Annotated in this window: 15 protein-coding genes; 5 read left to right on the top strand and 10 right to left on the bottom strand. The window is 70.6% G+C overall.

Annotated features, from left to right (window positions below; all coding sequences use genetic code 11):
- Positions 1-4: 4 nt before the first annotated feature.
- The 8 genes from I004_RS0112045 to I004_RS0112010 form a co-directional block, all read right to left on the bottom strand.
- A complete protein-coding gene (locus I004_RS0112045; RefSeq protein WP_078511036.1) occupies positions 5-1,009 on the bottom strand; it encodes an NAD(P)-dependent oxidoreductase in 1,005 nt (334 codons plus the stop codon).
- A 16-nt stretch (positions 1,010-1,025) separates the two neighbouring features.
- Entirely contained in the window at positions 1,026-1,856 is an 831-nt protein-coding gene (locus I004_RS33555) for an SDR family oxidoreductase (RefSeq protein WP_037975839.1), read from the bottom strand.
- Positions 1,853-2,728 carry an N-acyl homoserine lactonase family protein gene (locus tag I004_RS33550; RefSeq protein WP_199779377.1) on the bottom strand — a complete coding sequence of 292 codons (876 nt, stop codon included), beginning with the start codon at positions 2,726-2,728 and terminating at the stop codon, positions 1,853-1,855. Before I004_RS33550 ends, I004_RS33555 begins: the two co-directional genes overlap by 4 nt.
- Positions 2,725-4,068, bottom strand: a complete 1,344-nt coding sequence (locus I004_RS33545) for an MFS transporter (RefSeq protein WP_199779376.1) — start codon at positions 4,066-4,068, stop codon at positions 2,725-2,727. The genes I004_RS33550 and I004_RS33545 overlap by 4 nt, the downstream gene beginning before the upstream one ends.
- A 285-nt stretch (positions 4,069-4,353) precedes the next feature.
- A complete protein-coding gene (locus I004_RS0112025) occupies positions 4,354-6,039 on the bottom strand; it encodes an alkaline phosphatase D family protein (RefSeq protein WP_028435699.1) in 1,686 nt (561 codons plus the stop codon).
- 199 nt (positions 6,040-6,238) lie between these two features.
- Positions 6,239-7,033, bottom strand: coding sequence for a thioredoxin domain-containing protein (locus I004_RS0112020; RefSeq protein ID WP_028435698.1), 795 nt, complete (start codon positions 7,031-7,033; stop codon positions 6,239-6,241).
- 104 nt (positions 7,034-7,137) lie between these two features.
- Positions 7,138-7,863, bottom strand: coding sequence for a hypothetical protein (locus I004_RS0112015; RefSeq protein WP_028435697.1), 726 nt, complete (start codon positions 7,861-7,863; stop codon positions 7,138-7,140).
- A gap of 132 nt (positions 7,864-7,995) precedes the next feature.
- Positions 7,996-9,342: a DUF2252 domain-containing protein gene (locus I004_RS0112010; RefSeq protein ID WP_028435696.1), complete on the bottom strand. Its 1,347-nt coding sequence runs from the start codon at positions 9,340-9,342 to the stop codon at positions 7,996-7,998.
- A 254-nt stretch (positions 9,343-9,596) separates the two neighbouring features.
- Here I004_RS0112010 and dnaE point away from each other — a divergent pair, with 254 nt between their 5' ends.
- On the top strand, positions 9,597-13,139 hold the full coding sequence (gene dnaE / locus I004_RS0112005) for a DNA polymerase III subunit alpha (protein WP_028435695.1): 3,543 nt from the start codon (positions 9,597-9,599) through the stop codon (positions 13,137-13,139).
- 225 nt (positions 13,140-13,364) lie between these two features.
- On the opposite strand, the gene I004_RS39855 is transcribed toward dnaE, so the two are convergent.
- Positions 13,365-13,541, bottom strand: coding sequence for a hypothetical protein (locus I004_RS39855; RefSeq protein ID WP_197353135.1), 177 nt, complete (start codon positions 13,539-13,541; stop codon positions 13,365-13,367).
- A 245-nt stretch (positions 13,542-13,786) separates the two neighbouring features.
- Between I004_RS39855 and I004_RS0111995 the strand changes: the two genes are divergently transcribed.
- The 4 genes from I004_RS0111995 to I004_RS40275 all read left to right on the top strand — a co-directional run bounded on the left by I004_RS0111995 (position 13,787) and on the right by I004_RS40275 (position 18,134).
- The gene (locus tag I004_RS0111995) at positions 13,787-15,100 is read left to right on the top strand and encodes an NYN domain-containing protein (protein ID WP_028435694.1); all 1,314 of its coding nucleotides are present in this window, start codon (positions 13,787-13,789) and stop codon (positions 15,098-15,100) included.
- 132 nt (positions 15,101-15,232) lie between these two features.
- On the top strand, positions 15,233-16,231 hold the full coding sequence (locus I004_RS0111990; protein ID WP_051344980.1) for an ABC transporter ATP-binding protein: 999 nt from the start codon (positions 15,233-15,235) through the stop codon (positions 16,229-16,231).
- Positions 16,232-16,332: 101 nt separating this feature from the next.
- Complete coding sequence (locus tag I004_RS0111985; RefSeq protein WP_051344979.1) at positions 16,333-17,124, top strand: ABC transporter permease; 792 nt, start codon at positions 16,333-16,335, stop codon at positions 17,122-17,124.
- Between the two features lie 125 nt (positions 17,125-17,249).
- The gene (locus tag I004_RS40275) at positions 17,250-18,134 is read left to right on the top strand and encodes a hypothetical protein (RefSeq protein ID WP_486579947.1); all 885 of its coding nucleotides are present in this window, start codon (positions 17,250-17,252) and stop codon (positions 18,132-18,134) included.
- Between the two features lie 26 nt (positions 18,135-18,160).
- On the opposite strand, the gene ybaK is transcribed toward I004_RS40275, so the two are convergent.
- Positions 18,161-18,679: a Cys-tRNA(Pro) deacylase gene (gene ybaK, locus I004_RS0111975; RefSeq protein ID WP_028435691.1), complete on the bottom strand. Its 519-nt coding sequence runs from the start codon at positions 18,677-18,679 to the stop codon at positions 18,161-18,163.
- Positions 18,680-18,690: the final 11 nt, after the last annotated feature.

Here is an 18,690-nt window from a genome sequence, read left to right as displayed (position 1 = left end):
CCCCTCAAGGGCGCGTGTCGGTCTCGTCGTCAGTGGTGTCGTGTATGCGCACCCCGCCGGACAGATCGCCGATGGCGTCCACGACGCGGTTGCTGATCCGGTCCGCGTAGCCGGTGCTGTTGGCCAGTCCGAAGCTGGCGAGGGGGCCTGCGGCGTTCAGGCTCGGCACGCCCAGCTCCCGAAGCCGGTTCACGTACAGCAGGACGTCCTTCATCATCAGCGCGCCCGTCAGACCGCCCTCCAGATAGTCGCCCTGGATGATGTGCGGGAAGCGCTTGAGCGTCGCGAAGTTGACGCCGCTGCCCGCGTTGATGACGTCGAGCAGTGCGCCCGGATCCAGACCGGCCTTGCGCCCGGCGACCATGACCTCGGCCGTCGCCGCCAGCGATACGGCGTTGAGGAAGTTGTTGAGCAGCTTCGTGGTGTGACCGCTGCCGACGGCCCCCATCGGGAAGACCTTCGCGGCGAACAGGCCGAACAGCCAGCCCAGTTCGTCCAAGGCGTCGCGCGGCCCGCCCACCATGACGGTGAGGGTGCCGCTCTCCGCGGCGGCGGCACCGCCGGAGACCCCCGCGTCGAGGAGGACGATGCCGCGCTCGGCGAGTGCCGCTCCCAGCCGCACGGTGGATTCGGGGGAGGCGGTGCTGAGGTCCACGACGATCTGGCCCGGACGGCACTGCTCCAGCAGGCCGCCCTCTCCGAGGACCACGGCTTCGACGGCCGGGCTGTCCGGCAGGGACAGCAGGACGACGTCGCTGCCCGCGGCCGCCTCGGCGAGGGAGGGCGCATGCGTGGCGCCCGTCGCCTCGGCCCTGGACGGGTCCAGGTCGTGCCCGAGGACGGCGTGCCCTTGTTCTGTGATTCTCCGGGCGATCCGGCCGCCCATGTTGCCGAGGCCGACCACAGCGATGCGCTGTCCGCTCACGACGTCACCGTTCCTTTCCGGCCTGTCCGGCCTGTCCGGCCTGTCCGGCCCTGCCGGTCCGACTGGTCCTTCCGCCCGCCGCATTCGGGCGTGCGCCGCGTCATGCGGTTCCGCCCGGGCTCCACGCACCGGCGCCGCCCGAGGGCCGCACGGTGTTGACCACGGAGGCCCCGCCGTCCGCCGAGACCACCTCTCCGGTCACATAGGCGGCGTCGTCGCTCAGCAGAAAGGCCGTCACGCCGGCGACCTCGTCCGCCGTGCCCACACGGCGCATCGGCGTCGTCGTGCCGCGCTGCTCCATGTCACCGCCGCCGCCCGCAGCCGCACCTCCGGAGGAGAAGAGACGCGTGTGGACGAGGCCGGGCGCCACGGCGTTGACCCGCACGCCGCGAGGGCCGCCGTAGAGAGCCGCACCGTGGACGAGACCCAGCACTCCGTGCTTGGACGCCTGGTAGGCGATCAGATCATCGCTGCCGCGCAGGCTCGCGATGGACGCCGTCACGACGACCGCTCCGCCCGAGCCCTGTTCCTCGTAGCGGCGGAACGCGGCTCGCAGACCGAGGAAGGTTCCTCGCAGATTGACCGCGAGGACCCGGTCGAAGTCGTCCGCCGTCACATCGGGCAGCCGGTCGAAGGTGCCGAAGACGCCCGCGTTGAGGTGGTGCAGATCCGTCCGGCCGAAGGCCTCACGGGCCGCACCGATGTAGTGCTCGACGTCCTCCTCCCGTGAGATGTCGGCCCGTACCGCGACCGCGTCGCCGGGCAGGGTCCGTACGACCTCCTCCACGGCCGCCCCGTCGGTGTCCACGGCGACCACCCGGGCGCCGTCCCTGGACAGCCGCCGGGCGCTCGCCGCGCCGATACCGCTCCCGGCTCCCGTGACGACGGCGACCTTCCCCGCGAACGCTCCGGCGTCCTCCTGAGACCTCACTCGCGCTCCCCGCCCCCTTCTCTGCTCACGGCTCCTCCGATCCGTACGGCGAGACCGGGCTCCAGCCCCTCGAACGAGGGGAAGCGCCGCATGACTTCCGGGTCATGGCCCGGCACCAGCACGTGTCCCGGCGTCCGAGCCATGTCGTTGAGCAGGTCGAAGCCGAGGTACATCGCCTCCAGGTCCGCCACGTATGCGAACGGCCGGTCCAGCTCCAACTCCTCGTAGTAGTGCGCCGAATCGGACGCCAGGACGGCCGTCCCCCCGCCCGGCGTGGCCGCCAGCACGACGACCTGACCGGGTGTGTGGCCTCCGACGGGGACGACCTCGACGCCGGGAGCGATGGTGCGGGCTCCGTCGAGCAGCGTGAGGCGTCCCTCCTCCCGTATCCGGGGCAGAAGCGCCAGCTCGGACTGCTCGACCGACCAGGCGAACTGCTTCCGCACCGCGCAGGGCCCGGTCCAGAACTCGAACTCCCGGCGGGCCATGACCACTTCGGCGTTGCGGAACGCGGCGAGATTGCCGATGTGGTCGTAGTGGGCGTGCGTCACCACCACCTGCTCCACGGACCCCGCGTCGATGCCCAGCCCGGCCAGCGCCTCGACGGGCTTCACGAGTGTGGTCCTGGAACGCCGCGCACCGCCCTCCGGCCCGAACCCCGTGTCGACGACGATCGTTCGGCCTCCTCCTCGGACGACCCAGAGGTAGTAGTCCATCCGCAGGGGGGAGTCGACGTCGCCGTAGATGTGGTGGTTGAGATAGATCTCCGAACGGGCGCCCATGCGTGTGCCGTATCGGACCGCCAGCACCTCGTACTCGGCGGAGCCGGCAGCTTCAGGGGCTCCCGCGGGGTCGGCGGGCCGGTCGGTCACAGGGCGGCTCCGGCGCGTTCGCGTCGGCCGAGCGGTACGTCGTCGTCCGCCCGCAGGTCGCGGCCGGCCGTCTCGGGCAGCCAGAGCAGCACCACGAAGAATCCCGCTGCCGCGACGGCCGTCATGTAGATGGCGGGCATCGGCAGATATCCGCTGGCACCCGCGATGGCCGCGGCGACGAACGGACCGGGGCCGCCGATGACGGCAAGGCCCAGGTTGAAGCCGATGGCGCTGCCGCTGCCGCGGGTGGCGGCCGGGAACAGCTCCGTGAGCAGGACGACGGTGGTGACGCTGACCAGCGCCTGGCTTACGGAGAAGACGACGATGCCGAGCAGCACCAGCGGGCCGCTGCCGGAACTCATGAGCATGAACGCCGGGAAGCACAGCAGCGCGTGGCCCGCGCTGCCGATCACGTTGACGGGCCGGCGGCCGAAGCGGTCGGAGAGGATCCCGGCGAGCGGGCAGAGCAGTGCGTAGATCAGCAGCCCGGCACCGCTCAGCGCGAGGGAGGTGGTGCGGGCCATCCCCACGGACTCGGACAGGTAGTTCACCACGAACGTGGCCAGGTAGTAGAAGCCGAGGCCCTGGACGCTGGCGAAGAAGAAGCACAGGGCGATCGACTTGGCGTTCCTCCGGGTGCCGGTGATGAGCGGCTTGCCCTCGACGCGCTGCTGCTGCCGCAGATCGACGAAGACCGGGGTCTCCGGGAGGCGCAGCCTGATGTAGAGGCCGATCAGCGCGAGCGGTGCGGCGGCGAGGAACGGCAGGCGCCAGCCCCAGGTGTTCAACGCCTCAGGGGTGAGCCAGGAGTTGAGCGCCAGGGCCACGAGACTTCCCGCGACGGTCGCGATGGCCGCCGTGGCCGAGATGACGCTGCCGAAGTAGCCGCGGCGCCCCCGCGGAGCGTGCTCCAGCAGGAACGCGGACGAGCCGGTCCACTCGCCGCCCGCGGAGAAGCCCTGGCAGCAGCGCAGCACCAGCAGCAGGGCCGGAGCGAGCAGTCCGGTCTGCTGGTACGTGGGCAGCACGCCGATCAGGGTCGTGCTGGCGCCCATCAGCACGACCGTCAGCATGAGCGCCGCGCGCCGGCCTTTGCGGTCGCCGATCGAACCGATCACGAAGCCGCCGACGGGCCGCATGAAGAACGCCACTCCGAAGACCGCCAGCGAGGAGAGGAGCGAGACGGCCGGGTCCTCGCTCGGGAAGAACAGCTCGCCGAACGTGGTGGCGAAGAAGCCGTACACCGCGAAGTCGAACCACTCCATGAAGTTGCCGATTCCGGTGGCGGTGGCGGCCCTTCTCCTCAGCCGCGAAGTGACGGCCGGATCTTCAGTGATCACGATTGGCTCCTTCGACGGACGGACGGGCCGCGCAGGAGGTCCGTTCCGGCCTACAGGCCGAGGATCGGCGGCACCTGGCTGAAAAGTGTCGCTGGATCGTATGACCGTCATACAGAACGCGTCAACGGTTGTTCCGGATGCGGATCGGGGAGCCGGGTCCGCCCGCGGGAGCGGCGAGAGGGGCCCAGGGGGCGGGGGCAAGGCCTGGTCGCGGTTCGCCACGGCAACGGAACGGGCCCTGCCGCGGATGCGACAGGGCCCGAACTGACGGGATACGGCGGGCGGTTACGTGCCGAGCGGACCGTCCGCCTCTTCCAGGCGCTGGGAGCCGGAGAGGGTGCGGTAGGAGCGGCGGACCTCGCTCGTGGCGCCCTGGTCGGTCTTGTCGGAGAGGACGAAGTAGTCCATGTGCGCCCGCTCGGCGTCGATGTCGAGGACGCCGTAGCCGTGCGAGTCCATGTCGAGCCAGCGCACGTGCCGGTTGGTGGCCTTGACAGCGGCCTCCGCGACCGACGAGACCGTGTCGGGCGCGGCATTGATGATGTCGTCGAGGTTGTCGGACGTGACGGACGTGACGACGAACTCGGTGGCCACCGGCACGTCGCCGGGGTACGTCGCGGCCTTGACGGGGACGTCGTTGGCGAAGGCCATGTGGATGTCGCCCGTGAGGAAGACCGTGTTGCCGATGCGCTGGTCCCGCAGGTGTGTGAGCAGCTCGCGCCGGTCGTCCGTGTAGCCGTCCCACTGGTCGACGTTGAGGGCCAGACCCTCCTTCGGGATGCCGAGCAACTCGGCGAGCGGACCCAGCAGATGGGCCGGTACGGCGCCGAAGGCCAGCGGGGCGATCATCACCGAGGTGCCGACCATGCGCCAGCGCGCGGTCGAGGAGGAGAGCCCGGACTTGAGCCAGTCCAGCTGCTTGCGTCCCGTGATGGTGCGCTCGGGGTCGTCGATCACGTCGCCGTCACCGATGGACGCCTGCTGGTCGCGGAACGAGCGCAGGTCGAGCAGGTGCAGGTCGGCGAGCCGCCCGAAGCGCAGGCGCCGGTACGTGGTGCCCGCCGTGGAGGGCCGGACCGGCATCCACTCGAAGTAGGCCTGCTTCGCGACCCGTTGGCGGTCGGCCCACTCACCTTCCTCGCCGGGGGTGTGGTTCTCCGCGCCGCCGGACCAGGTGTCGTTGGCGATCTCGTGGTCGTCCCACATGGCGATGAGCGGGTGGGCCGCGTGCATCGCCTGCAGGTCGGGATCGAGCTTGTGGTGGGCGTGCCGTGCGCGGTAGTCGGCGAGGGTGATCGTCTCGTGCTCGGGCTGAACGGTACGGAGGGCCTCCCCCTGCAGGGGGTACTCCTCGTGCCCGTACTCGTAGATGTAGTCGCCGAGGTGCAGGACGGCGTGCAGATCCGCGCGGGCGGCCAGATGCCTGTACGAGGCGAAGTAGCCGGCCTCGTAGCTCGCACAGGACACCACGCCGAAGCGAAGGTTGGCGGTGTCGGCCTCCTCGGCGGGGGCCGTACGGGTCCGGGCGGCGGGGGAGTTCACGCCACCGGCGCCGAACCGGAACCAGTAGGCGGCGTCGGCGGCCAGTCCGCGTACGTCCGCCTTCACGGTGTGGTCGGTGGCGGCTTCCGCCTTGACGGTGCCGTGGGCGACGACCTTGCCGAAGCCCTCGTCCTCCGCGACCTCCCAAGTGACCGTGACGGGCTCGCCCTTGCCCGATCCGGGCAAGGCGTCCGCGGTGGGAGTGACCCGTGTCCACAGCAGGATGCCGTCGGGCAGCGGGTCGCCCGAGGCGACGCCGTGGAGGAACGCGGGGCCTTCGGCGGCGTGTGCGCTGGGAGTTGCGCCGACGAGAGGGAGGAGGGCCGCGGAGGCGGCGGTGGCCGCAACGACGGTGCGGCGCCTGGGGCGCCCGGACGAGGGTCTCTCTGCCGGGACTGAAGTGGGGGATTCGCCATGTGTGTTTGTCACGGACTTAGATGTTACGCACAAGTAGCCCCGACGGGCAGGTCACTCGCAAGAGTTCAACTGCCCGTCGGGGCGAGTTCGTCCACGGGGCGGGACGGGGTGTGACGGGACGGAAAGGCGGAGCGGCCCGGTCCGTACGAACCGCCGCGGCAACGGCGTTCGGGGGTGGCGGCCGGCGAGCCTGCCGCCACCCCCGCGGCCGTTACTGCTTCGGAGGCGTGAGCTTGACGCCCAGTTTCTGCAGCTCGCTCGGCAGCTGCTGCTGGTCGACGTCCTTGCCGTCGATGCGGATCGTGGGCGTGCCCTGGATCTTCGCCTTCTTGAAGTCCGCGACCATGGCCAGCGCCCACCGGTCGTAAGTGCCGTCCTCCACGGCCTTCTTGAAGCCGGCGTCGCTCTTCAGCGCGGGGATCGTGTCCGCGACCTTGAGGAGGTAGTCGTCCTCGGCGAACTTGTCCTGCCTCTCCTCGGGGTGGAACTGAGGCGAGTACAGCTTGTCGTGGTAGTCGCGGTAGGCGTCCTTGCTCACGTTGAGCGCGGCACCCAGGGCGCTGATGGCGTTCTTGGAGCCGTCGCCGCCGAGGTTGCCGTCGATCAGGTCGCCCAGGTGCACCTTGAGCTTGTACTTGTTGTCCTCGGCGCCCTCGGCGAGGAGCTTGCCCGCTCCCTGCTCGAACTGCGCGCAGGCCGGGCAGCGCAGGTCTTCGTAGACGTCGACGGTCTTCTTCCCGTCGCCGATGACGATGTCCTGGCCGTCCTTGCCCGAAGAGTTCGCGGGCTTGACCAGCTTCTGCTCCTTTGCCGCCTCCCAGCCGCTGGGTGCGGTCAGCTTGGTGACGGCGAAGAAGATGCCGCCGGCCACGGCGAGTACGGCGAGAACCGCGACGCCGACGAGCGCCTGACGGCGCATCTTGTCCTTCTTGGCCTGCCGTTCACGTTCCGCGCGCAGCCGATCGCGGGCGGCGCGCTTGGCTTCCTGGCTGTTGCGCTTGCTCATGGGTTTCTTCTCCGTGGTGATGTACGCGGTGTGCGCGGGGGACGACGGTGGACTGTCTCGTACCGGGTCGGCTCGCGCGCCTGTTCTTCAGGATCCGGTCCTGATCAGGCTGCGAGAGCGAGCGGCGGCGGTCCTCGTCGGTGTACGGCGTGGGTGAGCAGCGGCAGCGCGCGCGGGCCCAGAACGGGCTGCGACCGCGGTGCGGGTGCGGGCTCGCCGCACTCGTACGTACGGGATCCGGCGGCGAAGGCCGTCCGCAGCGGCCGGAACGCGGTCACCGAGGCGGCGCGCAGCAAGCCGGCCAGTGCCGCCTCGCCTCGCCGGAGCCAGGCGGCGGCCACGAGCCCGACCGCGATGTGCGCGGCGAGCAGTACGAACGGCGTCGTCGACGGGCCGGTGTCCAGCGGTCCCAGCTGTCCGAGAGTGCCGTGGGCCAGGCCCTCGGCACCGCCGGGGCCGCCCTGCGAGGCGAGGTGGGCCAGCGGGGCACCGACGCCGCTGCCGCCGCACAGCAGGTCGACGCCGACGCTGCGCAGCGGCCCCGTGACGGGACCGCCGGTCTGCCCGTAACAGGCGTGCTGACCGGTGGTGAAGACGGTGTCGGCGAGCAGCTCCAGCGGGATCAGCACGGCGGCGATGCGGCCGTAACCGCGCTCGCGGTCGGCGAGTGCGAAGGCCAGCAGGAAGATCACGCCGGTTACCGCCAGCAGCGGACCGAGGGGGAGAGGCACCCCCGAGAGCAGAACGTGGGACCCGGCGGACAGAGTGACGCACAGCACGGTGAAGACCACCGCGCGCAGCGTCCGTATGCCTGCCGCATCCATGTCCATCGCCGGAAGTGTGCCATGCGGAGGCGTAAGGGGTCTCTAAATGCGGACCGTGAATTGCCACGCTCCCGCCGCCCCGGCCGCTTTCCACCGCCCTGGTACCGAGCCCGGGTGCCGGGCCCACGTACCCCGCGACTACAGGCCGGGGATACGGCCGTTGCGGAAGAGATCGACGAAGATCTGGTGATCGCGCCGGGTCCTCGAACCGTAGTCGTGGGCGAAGTCGGCCAGCATCTGCCGGAAGCCCTCCTCGTCCTCGGCGATCGCGGTGTCGATCGCACGTTCCGTGGAGAACGGCACGAGCGAGTGACCGCTCTCGTCGTCCGCCGCAGCGTGCATGGTGGCGGTCGCCCGTCCGAGGTCGCCGACGACCTGCGAGATCTCGGCGGGGTCGTCCAGATCCGACCAGTCGAGGTCGACGGCGTACGGCGAGACCTCGGCGACCAGCTGGCCCCTGCCCCGAAGCTCGGTCCATCCCAGCCACGGGTCGGCGTGCGCCTGCAGAGCGCGCTGCGAGATGACGGTGCGGTGCCCCTCGTGCTGGAAGTAGCCGTGGATCGCGGGGTCGGTGACGTGGCGGGCGACGGCGGGACTCTGCGCCTGCTTCATGTAGATCACCAGATCGTTCTCGAGGGCGTCGCTGTGACCCTCGAGCAGGACGTTGTACGAGGGGAGTCCCGCACTGCCGATGCCGACGCCGCGGCGCCCGACGACGTCCTTGACGCGGTAGGCGTCGGAACGGAAACGCGTCGCGCCCGGCAGCGTCGCGATGTACGCGTCGAAGGCCTCCAGCACCTCGGAGCGGGTCGCCGTGTCCAGCTCGACGGTTCCGCCGCCGGGGCTGAACCGGCGCTCCCAGTCGCGGATCCCGGTCATGCTGTCCAGCAGCTCGAACCGGGTGTTGGCGCGCGCCGCGCGCAGCGCCATCAGCACCGGTCCCCGCGCGGTGTCGAGAGTGAGCGAGGGCGCCGCTGCGGCGGGCTCGGTGCCCGCGGCGAGCAGGTGAATGCGCTCGCGGTAGGCGTCCGCGTAGGCGCGCACGAGGGCGGTGATCTGCTCGTCGCTGAGGGCCTTGCTGTAGCCGAGCAGCGCCACGGAGGCGGCGAAGCGCTTCAGGTCCCAGGTGAACGGTCCTACGAAGGCCTCGTCGAAGTCGTTGACGTTGAAGGTGAGGCGGCCGTTGGCGTCCATGTACGTGCCGAAGTTCTCGGCGTGCAGATCGCCGTGGATCCAGACCCTGCCGGTGCGCTCGTCGAGGAACGGGCCGGTGCGTCCGGGCGCTTCTTCCTTGTCGTCCTCGGTGGCGTCCGCGTAGAAGAGGCAGGCCGTCCCGCGGTAGAAGGCGAAGGCGGACGCGGCCATCTTCCGGAACTTGACCTGGAAGGCGGCCGGGTCGGCGGCCAGCAGCTCGCCGAAGGCGCTGTCGAAGACCTCGAGGATCCGCTCGGCGCGCGAGTCGGCGCCGGTCTGCTGCGTTGCCATGAATACCGCCCTTCCGGGGTGGCTCGACGGTGCACGATGCTGACGGGAGTGCACCGGGATCTTCTCGCACGGACCGTCCCCTGCGCAGGCGGGGTGAGCCGCGCGGCTGCCCGCGCAGGCCGGCCGCGACGGTCCCTACGCCTCGGCGCCGCCTGTGAGTTGGGGTCGGGTGGCCGCCGCCCGCGGTTGTCGGTGGCGGGTCGTAGACTCCGGAACCGATCCAGCAACATCCGTGCCCGGAGGTGTCCCGCGCCGTGACCGACCAGCCGTTCACACATCTGCACGTGCACACTCAGTATTCGCTTCTGGACGGCGCCGCGCGGCTGAAGGACATGTTCAAGGCATGCCAGGACATGGGCATGTCGCACATCGCGATGACGGACCACGGCAATCTCCACGGTGCCTACGACTTCTTCCACCAGGCCACGGACGCCGGGATCACGCCGATCATGGGCATCGAGGCGTACGTCGCGCCGGACCACCGGCGGAACACGCGCCCGGTCAAGTGGGGCACCCCGCACCAGAAGCGCGACGACGTGTCCGGTAACGGTGCGTACACGCACATGACGATGTGGGCTCGCGACAAGGAGGGGCTGCACAACCTCTACCGCGCCCAGTCCCGGGCCGGGCTCGAGGGCTTCTTCCGCAAGCCGCGCATGGACCGCGAGCTGCTCGCCGAGTACGCGAAGGGGATGATGGCCACCACCGGCTGCCCCTCCGGCGAGGTGAGCACCAAGATCCGTCTCGGGCAGCAGGAGGAGGCCGTCAAGGCCGCCGGAGAGTTCCAGGACATCTTCGGCAAGGAGAACTTCTTCGTCGAGCTGATGGATCACGGCATCGACATCGACAAGCGGGCGCGGGCGGGTCTGGAAGAGGTCGCCAGGAAGATCGACGCCCCGTTCGTCGTCACCAACGACTCGCACTACACCTACGAACGTGAGTCCGCGGCGCACGACACCCTGCTGTGCATCCAGACCGGCAGCAATCTCTCCGACCCGGACCGCTTCAGCTTCGACGGCGCGGGCTACTACATCAAGTCGGCCGAGGAGATGTATGCCATCGACTCCTCGGACGAGTGGCAGCAGGGCTGCCGCAACACGCAGCTGCTGATCGCCGAACGCATCGACACCGCGGGGATGTTCGACACCAAGAACCTGATGCCCCGTTTCGACGTGCCCGAGGGGTACGACGAGGTGTCCTGGTTCAAGGAGGAGGTCAAGCGGGGAATGGCCGTCCGCTACCCGGGCGGCGTTCCCCAGGACCGGCAGGAGCTGGTCGAGTACGAGATGGGCGTCATCATCTCGATGGGCTTCCCCGGCTACTTCCTCGTCGTCGCCGACTTCATCAACTGGGCGAAGGACAACGGCATCGCGGTGGGCCCGGGCCGTGGCTCCGCGGCCGGCTCGATCGTCTCCTACGCGATGGGCATCACCGACCTCGACCCGGTCACCCACGGCCTGATCTTCGAGCGGTTCCTCAACCCCGAGCGCGTCACCATGCCCGACGTCGACATCGACTTCGACGAGCGCAGGCGCGGTGACGTCATCCGCTACGTCACGGAGAAGTACGGCGCCGACAAGGTCGCCATGATCGGCACCTACGGCACGATCAAGGCGAAGAACGCGATCAAGGACTCGGCCCGCGTGCTGGGTTACCCGTACGCGATGGGCGACCGGATCACCAAGGCGATGCCCGCCGACGTCCTCGGCAAGGGCATCCCGCTGTCCGGCATCACCGACAAGGACCACCCGCGCTACAGCGAGGCGGGCGAGATCCGGGGGATGTACGAGAACGAGCCGGACGTCACCAAGGTGATCGACGCGGCCCGCGGCATCGAGGGCCTCGTGCGGCAGATGGGCGTGCACGCCGCAGGCGTGATCATGTCCAGCGAGAAGCTGATCGACCACGTTCCCGTCTTCTCGCCCAAGAACGACGGCGTGGTCGTCACGCAGTGGGACTACCCCAGCTGTGAGGCCCTCGGCCTGCTGAAGATGGACTTCCTCGGGCTGCGCAACCTGACGATCATGGACGACGCGGTCAAGATGATCCGCAAGAACAAGGACGTCGATCTCAAGCTGCTCGATCTGCCGCTGGACGACCCCAAGACGTTCGAGCTGCTGTGCCGCGGCGACACCCTGGGCGTCTTCCAGTTCGACGGCGGCCCCATGCGCTCGCTCCTGCGCATGATGAAGCCCGACAACTTCGAGGACATCTCCGCCGTCTCGGCTCTCTACCGGCCGGGCCCGATGGGCATGAACAGCCACATCAACTACGCCCTGCGGAAGAACGGCCAGCAGGAGATCACTCCCATCCACCCCGAGCTCGAGGAGCCCCTGAAGGAGGTCCTCGACATCACGCACGGCCTGATCGTGTATCAGGAGCAGGTGCAGAAGGCCGCGCAGGTGCTCGCGGGCTACTCACTGGGTCAGGCTGACCTGCTGCGCCGGGCGATGGGCAAGAAGAAGAAGGAGGTTCTCGACAAGGAGTTCGTGAACTTCCAGAAGGGCATGCGGGAGCGGAACTACTCCGACAACGCCATCCAGGCCGTCTGGGACGTGCTGGTGCCCTTCGCCGGCTACGCCTTCAACAAGGCGCACTCCTCGGCGTACGGACTGGTCACGTACTGGACGGCCTACCTCAAGGCCAACTACCCGGCCGAGTACATGTCGGCGCTGCTCACCTCGGTGCGCGACGACAAGGACAAGTCGGCCGTGTACCTGAACGAGTGCCGGAAGATGGGCATCAAGGTGCTCCCCCCGGACGTCAACGAGTCCGAGGCGAACTTCACCTCGCGGGACGACACGACCATCGTCTTCGGCCTGACCGCCGTGCGGAACGTCGGGCAGAACGTCGTGGACTCGATCGTCAAGTGCCGCAAGGCGAAGGGGAAGTACACCTCCTTCCCCGACTTCCTCGACAAGGTCGAATCCGTCGTCTGCAACAAGCGCACCGTCGAATCCCTCATCAAGGCGGGCGCGTTCGACGAGATGGGCCACACCCGCAAGGGCCTGACGGCGCAGTTCGAGCCGATGATCGACAACGTGGTGCAGGTCAAACGCAAGGAGGCCGAGGGCCAGTTCGACCTCTTCGGCGACCTCGGCGGGGAGGACGGGGAGGACGCTCCCGGCTTCGGCCTCGACGTCACGTTCTCCGAGGAGGAGTGGGAGAAGACCTATCTCCTCGCCCAGGAGCGGGAGATGCTCGGCCTCTACGTCTCCGACCACCCGCTGTTCGGGCTGGAGCACGTCCTCAACGACAAGGCGGACGCGGCCATCGCGCAGCTCACCGGCGGCGACTACTCGGACGGGTCGATCGTCACCATCGGCGGCATCATCTCCGGCCTCCAGCGCAAGATGACCAAGCAGGGCAACGCATGGGCGATCGCGACCGTGGAGGACCTGGCGGGCTCCATCGACTGCATGTTCTTCCCGGCGACCTACCAGCTCGTCTCCACCCAACTGGTCGAGGACGCCGTCGTCTTCGTCAAGGGCCGCCTGGACAAGCGTGAGGACGTGCCGCGTCTGGTCGCGATGGAACTGATGATCCCCGACCTGAGCGAGGCATCCGCCAGCGCGCCCGTGACGATCACGATCCCCACCGTGAAGATCACGCCGCCGCTGGTGGAGAAGCTGGGCGAAGTCCTCACCCACCACCGCGGTTCGAGCGAGGTACGGGTGCGGCTCCAGGGCGCCCGCAAGACCACGGTGCTGCGGCTGGACCGGCACCGGGTCACGCCCGCGCCGGCTCTCTTCGGCGACCTGAAGGAGCTGCTGGGCCCGTCCTGCATGGCGGGCTGATCCCGAACGGCGAGGCAGCCACCGCCCCGCGCCCGGGAGAGCGGTTGCCGGCACCGTCAACGCCCCTCCGGCGCGGGGCCCGTGCGGCGCGGCCGCCGTGGCCCGACACACGAAGAGGGCGGCCCCGGGGCTGGGGCCGCCCTCTTCTTGTCAAGCGCCGACGTGCGGTGCCCAAGGGCACAGGTGAATCAAACGGAGTGTTGCCGACCTCTGCACCAGGCAGGGTCAGTTGTGTCCGAAGCGCCGCTGGTGCTTGCGGGCCACGTCGGCCGGGCTGACGTTTCTGCCCGACGACGGGCGCGACGGCTGACCTTCGGCGGAACCGCTCTCGGTCCTGCTCTGGTCGCGCTCGCTGTCACCGGCTTTCTTCTGACTGCGTTCCTGATTCCTGCCCTTGGCCATGATCGCCTCCTGGGGACCGTTGAACTTTGGGCCGAATTCAGCTTGGCACGGGGGTATGAAGCGCGCATATCGGACAATCACCGTGAGTGAGGCGGTTCTTCGCGCTGTTGCGGCTCCTCCACATGTGTGCCGCCACGCCGGTGATCGTGCACCGCCAATAACCCCTGTACGGTCGGGCAGACTCGAAGGCGAAACACACGACTCCGGCCACTGGGTCGCCGTCGGTGACCGAGAGTGGGTGGACCGTGGACCGCTGCGTCGTTCTGGTGGATGCCGGATATCTGTTGGGCGCGGCCGCGAGTCTGCTGGCGGGGGAGCCCATGCGCTCCCAGATCAGCGTGGATCACGCCGCCCTGATCCGCGGGCTTCGCGAACGTGCCGAGGCCGACACCGGCTGTGATCTGCTGCGGATCTACTGGTTCGACGGCGCACCCGACCGGGTGCCGCAGCCCGAGCACCGCAGGCTCCGGGTGATGTCGCGCGTCACCGTACGTCTCGGGGCACTGACCAGAAGCGACGGCCGCTGGGCTCAGAAGGGCGTCGACGCGGCGATGCACGCCGAGCTCACCGAACTGGCCCGCAATCGCGCCTGCTCCGACATCGTCCTCGTCACGGGCGACGGTGATCTGCTCCCGGGGCTGATGTCGGCCAAGGAACACGGCGTCGCCGTGCACCTGTGGGCCGTGCAGGCCGCGGACGGCGACTACAACCAGTCCGAGGATCTCGTGGCCGAGGCCGACGAGCGCCGGGTCCTGGACCGCAGCTGGATCACGGAGGCCGTGCGCGCCACGGAACCGTCCGGTGCGTACCACCCGCAGTCCGCATCCAGACCCGAGATCGCGGCGATCCTCTCCGCTCCGCTGCCCGAATCGGCCAAGAACGGAAACGCGCCCGTCACGCCCGTGCATCACGCGGCGTCCGCGCCGCCCTCGGCGACACCCCCGCCGCCACCCGCCGGGGCGGCGGCAGACGGCGCCGCGGACACGCCGGCGCCGGACAGCGAGGACGACGGGGCGGCGGCCCCGGACAAGGGCGCGGGCGGCGTTCCCACCGTTCCCACTCCCAAGGACCTCGCCGGGCTCGGCCGTCCCGCACCGCACCCCGGCCACGGCGCCCCACCCGGCGCGACGCTCAGATGGTCCTCCGAGCGGGGCTGCGTGGAGCGCAGCACGTCAGGCGAGTCCCATGAGGCCGCCGCGCTGCCGATGCTCGCCCAGCTGACGACGGCCGAGCAGCGCTGGGCGGACCGGGAGGAGGACATCACTGCGGTCAGCGGCGACCCCTTCGAGGTCGGCCAGGTCTTCGCCCGGCGCTGGCTGGAGCGGCTCTCCGCCCCCGCGCACGTGCAGTCGCTGGCTCGTGAGTATCCGCGCATCCCGCACCGCATCGATGGTGAGCTGCTCCGCTACGCGGCACGCTTCGGGCTGCTCGCGCACAAGGACGACCAGATCGACGAGCACGACCGGTACGCGATCCGGGCGGGATTCTGGCGCGAGATCGACGCCCCCGTGGCCGGGCAGACCGTCCCCGACGAGGACGCTTCCGTCGCCGAGCAGTAGCCCGGATCCGTCCCGGAACGACCCTTCCGGAAACCCCGCCGGCGCCGGAGCGTAGGCTCGTCGCTCGTGGGAACCGGCACAACGCAGCAGACGGCGCAGAGCGTGCAGACGCCGACGCGGACCGCTGTGCGCATGACGAGCCTGGTCAAGACGTATCCCATGAGCCGGCGCCGGGCCGGCGCGCTCCCCATGAACCTGCTGCGCAGCGCCCCGGACGCACCCGGCACCGCGGGCGTGCGCGCGTGCGACGGGGTCACCCTCGAAGTGCGGCAGGGCGAGATCTTCGGCCTGCTCGGCCCGAACGGAGCCGGCAAGTCCACCGTCGTCAGACAGCTGGCCGGACTCATGCGGCCCGACTCCGGCACGATCGAGGTACTCGGGCACGATCTGGTGCGGCACCCGGAGCGTGCCGCGCGGATCCTCGCCTACCTCGGCCAGGAGTCCGGCGCCCTCGACGAACTGACCGTCGCCCTGGCAGCGGAGACCACCGGACGCCTGCGGGGCCTGGACGCCGCGGCCGCGCGCCGCGAGCGGGACGAGGTCCTGGACGAGCTGGGCCTGAACGCCCTCGCCGGCCGTCCGCTCAGAAGACTCTCGGGCGGTCAGCGGCGGCTGGCCTGCGTCGCCTCGGCGCTCGTGGGGGAGCGGCCCCTGCTCGTACTGGACGAGCCGACCACCGGCATGGATCCGGTCGCGAGGCGCGCGGTGTGGGCGGCAGTGGAGCGCAGGCGCACCGAGCGCGCGGCGACGGTGGTGCTGGTGACGCACAACGTCATGGAGGCCGAGACCGTCCTCGACCGGGTGGCCGTGCTGGACCGCGGCCGCGTCATCGCCTGCGACACCCCCGGAGGGCTGAAGGCCACCGTCGGCGGGGAGGTACGGCTCGAACTGGTCTGGCGCGACCGTGCGCCGCTCGACGTGCCGCAGGTCGCCGACCTCGCCGGGCAGGCCACGGTCTCGGGACGCCGCTGGACGCTGCGCATGCCGCCCGAGGCGGCCCGCGCCGCTGTTGACGTCGTCACCACGGGGCGGGCCTTCGCGGCACTCGACGACTTCTCGCTGGCCACGCCCAGCCTCGAGGACGTGTATCTCGCTCTGGGCGGCAGCGGGGAAGGTCTGGTGAAGGTGTGAGTACGGCCGCTTCGGCGCAGGCACAGGCGCACGCACGGGCGCGGGCGGGGGAGCCCGGCGCCCGCCTCCGGGCTCCCCGCGAGTCCGCGGAGGACGCCGGTGTGGCCGCCGGGCCTTCCGGCACGGCCGGTGAGGCGCCCGCTGCCCTGGCGCCCCGGGCCCGTCTGTGGCCCTCGCTGGCCGCCGTGTACCGGGCGCAGCTCTCCCGCGCACGGGTGGCCCGCATCCCGCTGCTGTTCGTGGCGACCTTCCAGTCGCTGGGGATCATGGTGCTGATGAGGGGCGTGGTCGACGGCGGTGCCGAGTCGAGGGCCGTGGTCGCCGGGTCCGCCGTCCTGGTGGTGGCGTTCGTGGCGCTCAATCTGCTGGCCCAGTACTTCGGGCAGCTGCGCGCGGGCGGGGGTCTCGACCACTACGCGACGCTGCCGGTGCCTGCGGCGGCGGTCGTGCTCGGTGCCGCGGGGGCGTATGCGTCCTTCACGGTGCCGGGGGTCCTCGTCACCGCCGTTGCGGGCGGCGTCCTGTACCAGCTGCCGCTGAGCGGCCTGTGGGTGCTCGTGGCCGTCGTTCCGCTCGCGGGTGCCGCTCTGGCCGGACTCGGTGCCGCGCTGGGCCTGCTCGCCCCCAAGCCCGAGATCGCCACCCTCTGCGGGCAGCTGGGCATGTCCGCCGCGCTGCTCCTTGGCGTCCTCCCGGGCGGGCGTCTGCCGCAGCCCGTGGGCCTGCTGCGGGACCTGCTGCCCTCGACGTACGGAGTGGAGGCGCTCGCCCGTGCCTTCGAGGTGCGGCCCGACTGGGGCCACGTCGCCCTGGATCTGGCTGTCTGCGCCGCGGTGGGAGTGGCGTCCCTGGCGCTGGCGACGTGGGCGTACCGGCGCGCGGCAGTCCGCTGAGCAGCGGACCGGGGCCGGGCCTGGACGCCGACTGAGCCGGAATGGGCGTATTCGCCGCCCTTCTGCCGCAGAGCCATCTGCCGCCCGCCGCCCGAACTGGTGCCCGGGACTGGCACGATGGCGTCGTGACCGCTCCAACGCCTTCCTCACCCGACCCCGACCGCTCGCGTCGCTCCCGCCCGTACGACGGCCATGGCGGCCGGCACGGTGGCGGACAGCCGGGATCGCACCGGCGCGGCGACCCCACGGGCGGCGATCACCCCGCTCCTCCGTACGGCGCTTCGGGATCCTCGGCGGCCTCCGGTCCTGCCGGTCCCGGAGGCGACCCGTCCGGCCCGTACGGTCACCCCGGCGCCCACGGTCACCCGGGTGCCTACGGTCATCCCGGCGCGTACGGCTACTCCGGCGAGGAGGCGGGCCACGGGGCCTACGCCCCGGATCTCCTGGAGGAGTACGACGAGGAACGCCCCGATGTGCGGGCCGAGGTGCGCGCGGGTGCGCTGTGCGCGCTGCTGGTGCTCGTCCTGGGAGTGGGGCTCGGGCTGCTGTGGCTGTGGCTGGCGCCGCGCGTCCCGCTCGTCAGCGTCGACGGAGGCGTGTTCCTCAAGGACCCGGAGGGCGAGGAGGCGATCGGCGCGGACGGCACGTTCGTGCTGCTGGCGATCGCCTTCGGTGTGGTGACGGGCCTGCTGGCGTTCCTGCGCAGCCGAAGGGGCGGCATCGGCATCGTCGTCGGGCTGGCGGTGGGCGCACTGCTGGCGTCGGTGCTGGCCTGGCAGCTCGGGATCTCGCTGGGCCCGAGCGGCGATCTCGCGGCGGCGGCGAAGGCCGCGGGGGAGAACAAGACCTTTGACGGGCCGCTGAAACTGCAGGCCAAGGGCGCGCTGCTGGTGTGGCCGTTCATCGCGCTGGCAACGCATCTGGTGCTCATGGGCGTCTTCGGGCACCGGGATCCGGAGCCCGCCGGGTCGCTGCCGCCCAAGGACGGCGGATCCGCGCAGCATTGGTGAGCGGCGGGTCCTGAGGGCCCACGGGCTCAGGACACGTCACTCGTCCGGGCGATGGCCGCTTTCGCCGCACCCGTCAGAGCCGCGAGGTCGCCGGGCGCGAGCTCGATCTCCAGCCCCCGGCGTCCCGCGGAGACGCAGACGGTGGCGTGCTCCAAGGCGGACTCGTCGAGGACGGTGGGCAGCGGCCTGCGCTGCCCGAGGGGTGAGACGCCGCCCAGCACATAGCCCGTACTGCGCTCGACGGCCGCCGGGTCGGCCATCGCCGCCCGTTTGCCGCCGGCAGCCGACGCAAGGGCCTTCAGGTCCAGCGAGGCGGAGACCGGAACGATCGCGACGGTCAGCGCGCCGTCGACCTCGGCGACGAGAGTCTTGAAGACCCGCTCGGGCGCGACACCCAGGGCCTCGGCGGCCTCGGCACCGTACGAGGCGGCGGACGGGTCGTGCTCGTAGGAGTGTGTGGTGAACTCCACGTCCGCGCGGGCGGCGGCGAGTGTCGCCGGAGTCGCCGCTTGCTGCTGCTTCTGCCGCCGGTTCTTCTTCGCCATCGCTGCCCCTC

It is taken from the genome of Streptomyces sp. TAA486, from assembly GCF_000426165.1.
The sequence above is the reverse complement of the archived record's forward strand: the minus strand, read 5'-3'. Positions and strand labels throughout refer to the sequence as shown.

What these genes read in the sequence shown, in the direction of transcription:
- I004_RS0111990 (WP_051344980.1), top strand. Translation starts at nt 15,233, where the DNA reads ATGACGAGCCTGGTCAAGACGTATCCCATGAGCCGGCGCCGGGCCGGC.
- I004_RS0112045 (WP_078511036.1), bottom strand. Translation starts at nt 1,009, where the DNA reads ATGCGGCGGGCGGAAGGACCAGTCGGACCGGCAGGGCCGGACAGGCCG.
- I004_RS0112020 (WP_028435698.1), bottom strand. Translation starts at nt 7,033, where the DNA reads ATGAGCAAGCGCAACAGCCAGGAAGCCAAGCGCGCCGCCCGCGATCGG.
- I004_RS39855 (WP_197353135.1), bottom strand. Translation starts at nt 13,541, where the DNA reads ATGGCCAAGGGCAGGAATCAGGAACGCAGTCAGAAGAAAGCCGGTGAC.
- ybaK (WP_028435691.1), bottom strand. Translation starts at nt 18,679, where the DNA reads ATGGCGAAGAAGAACCGGCGGCAGAAGCAGCAGCAAGCGGCGACTCCG.
- I004_RS0112010 (WP_028435696.1), bottom strand. Translation starts at nt 9,342, where the DNA reads ATGGCAACGCAGCAGACCGGCGCCGACTCGCGCGCCGAGCGGATCCTC.
- I004_RS0112015 (WP_028435697.1), bottom strand. Translation starts at nt 7,863, where the DNA reads ATGGACATGGATGCGGCAGGCATACGGACGCTGCGCGCGGTGGTCTTC.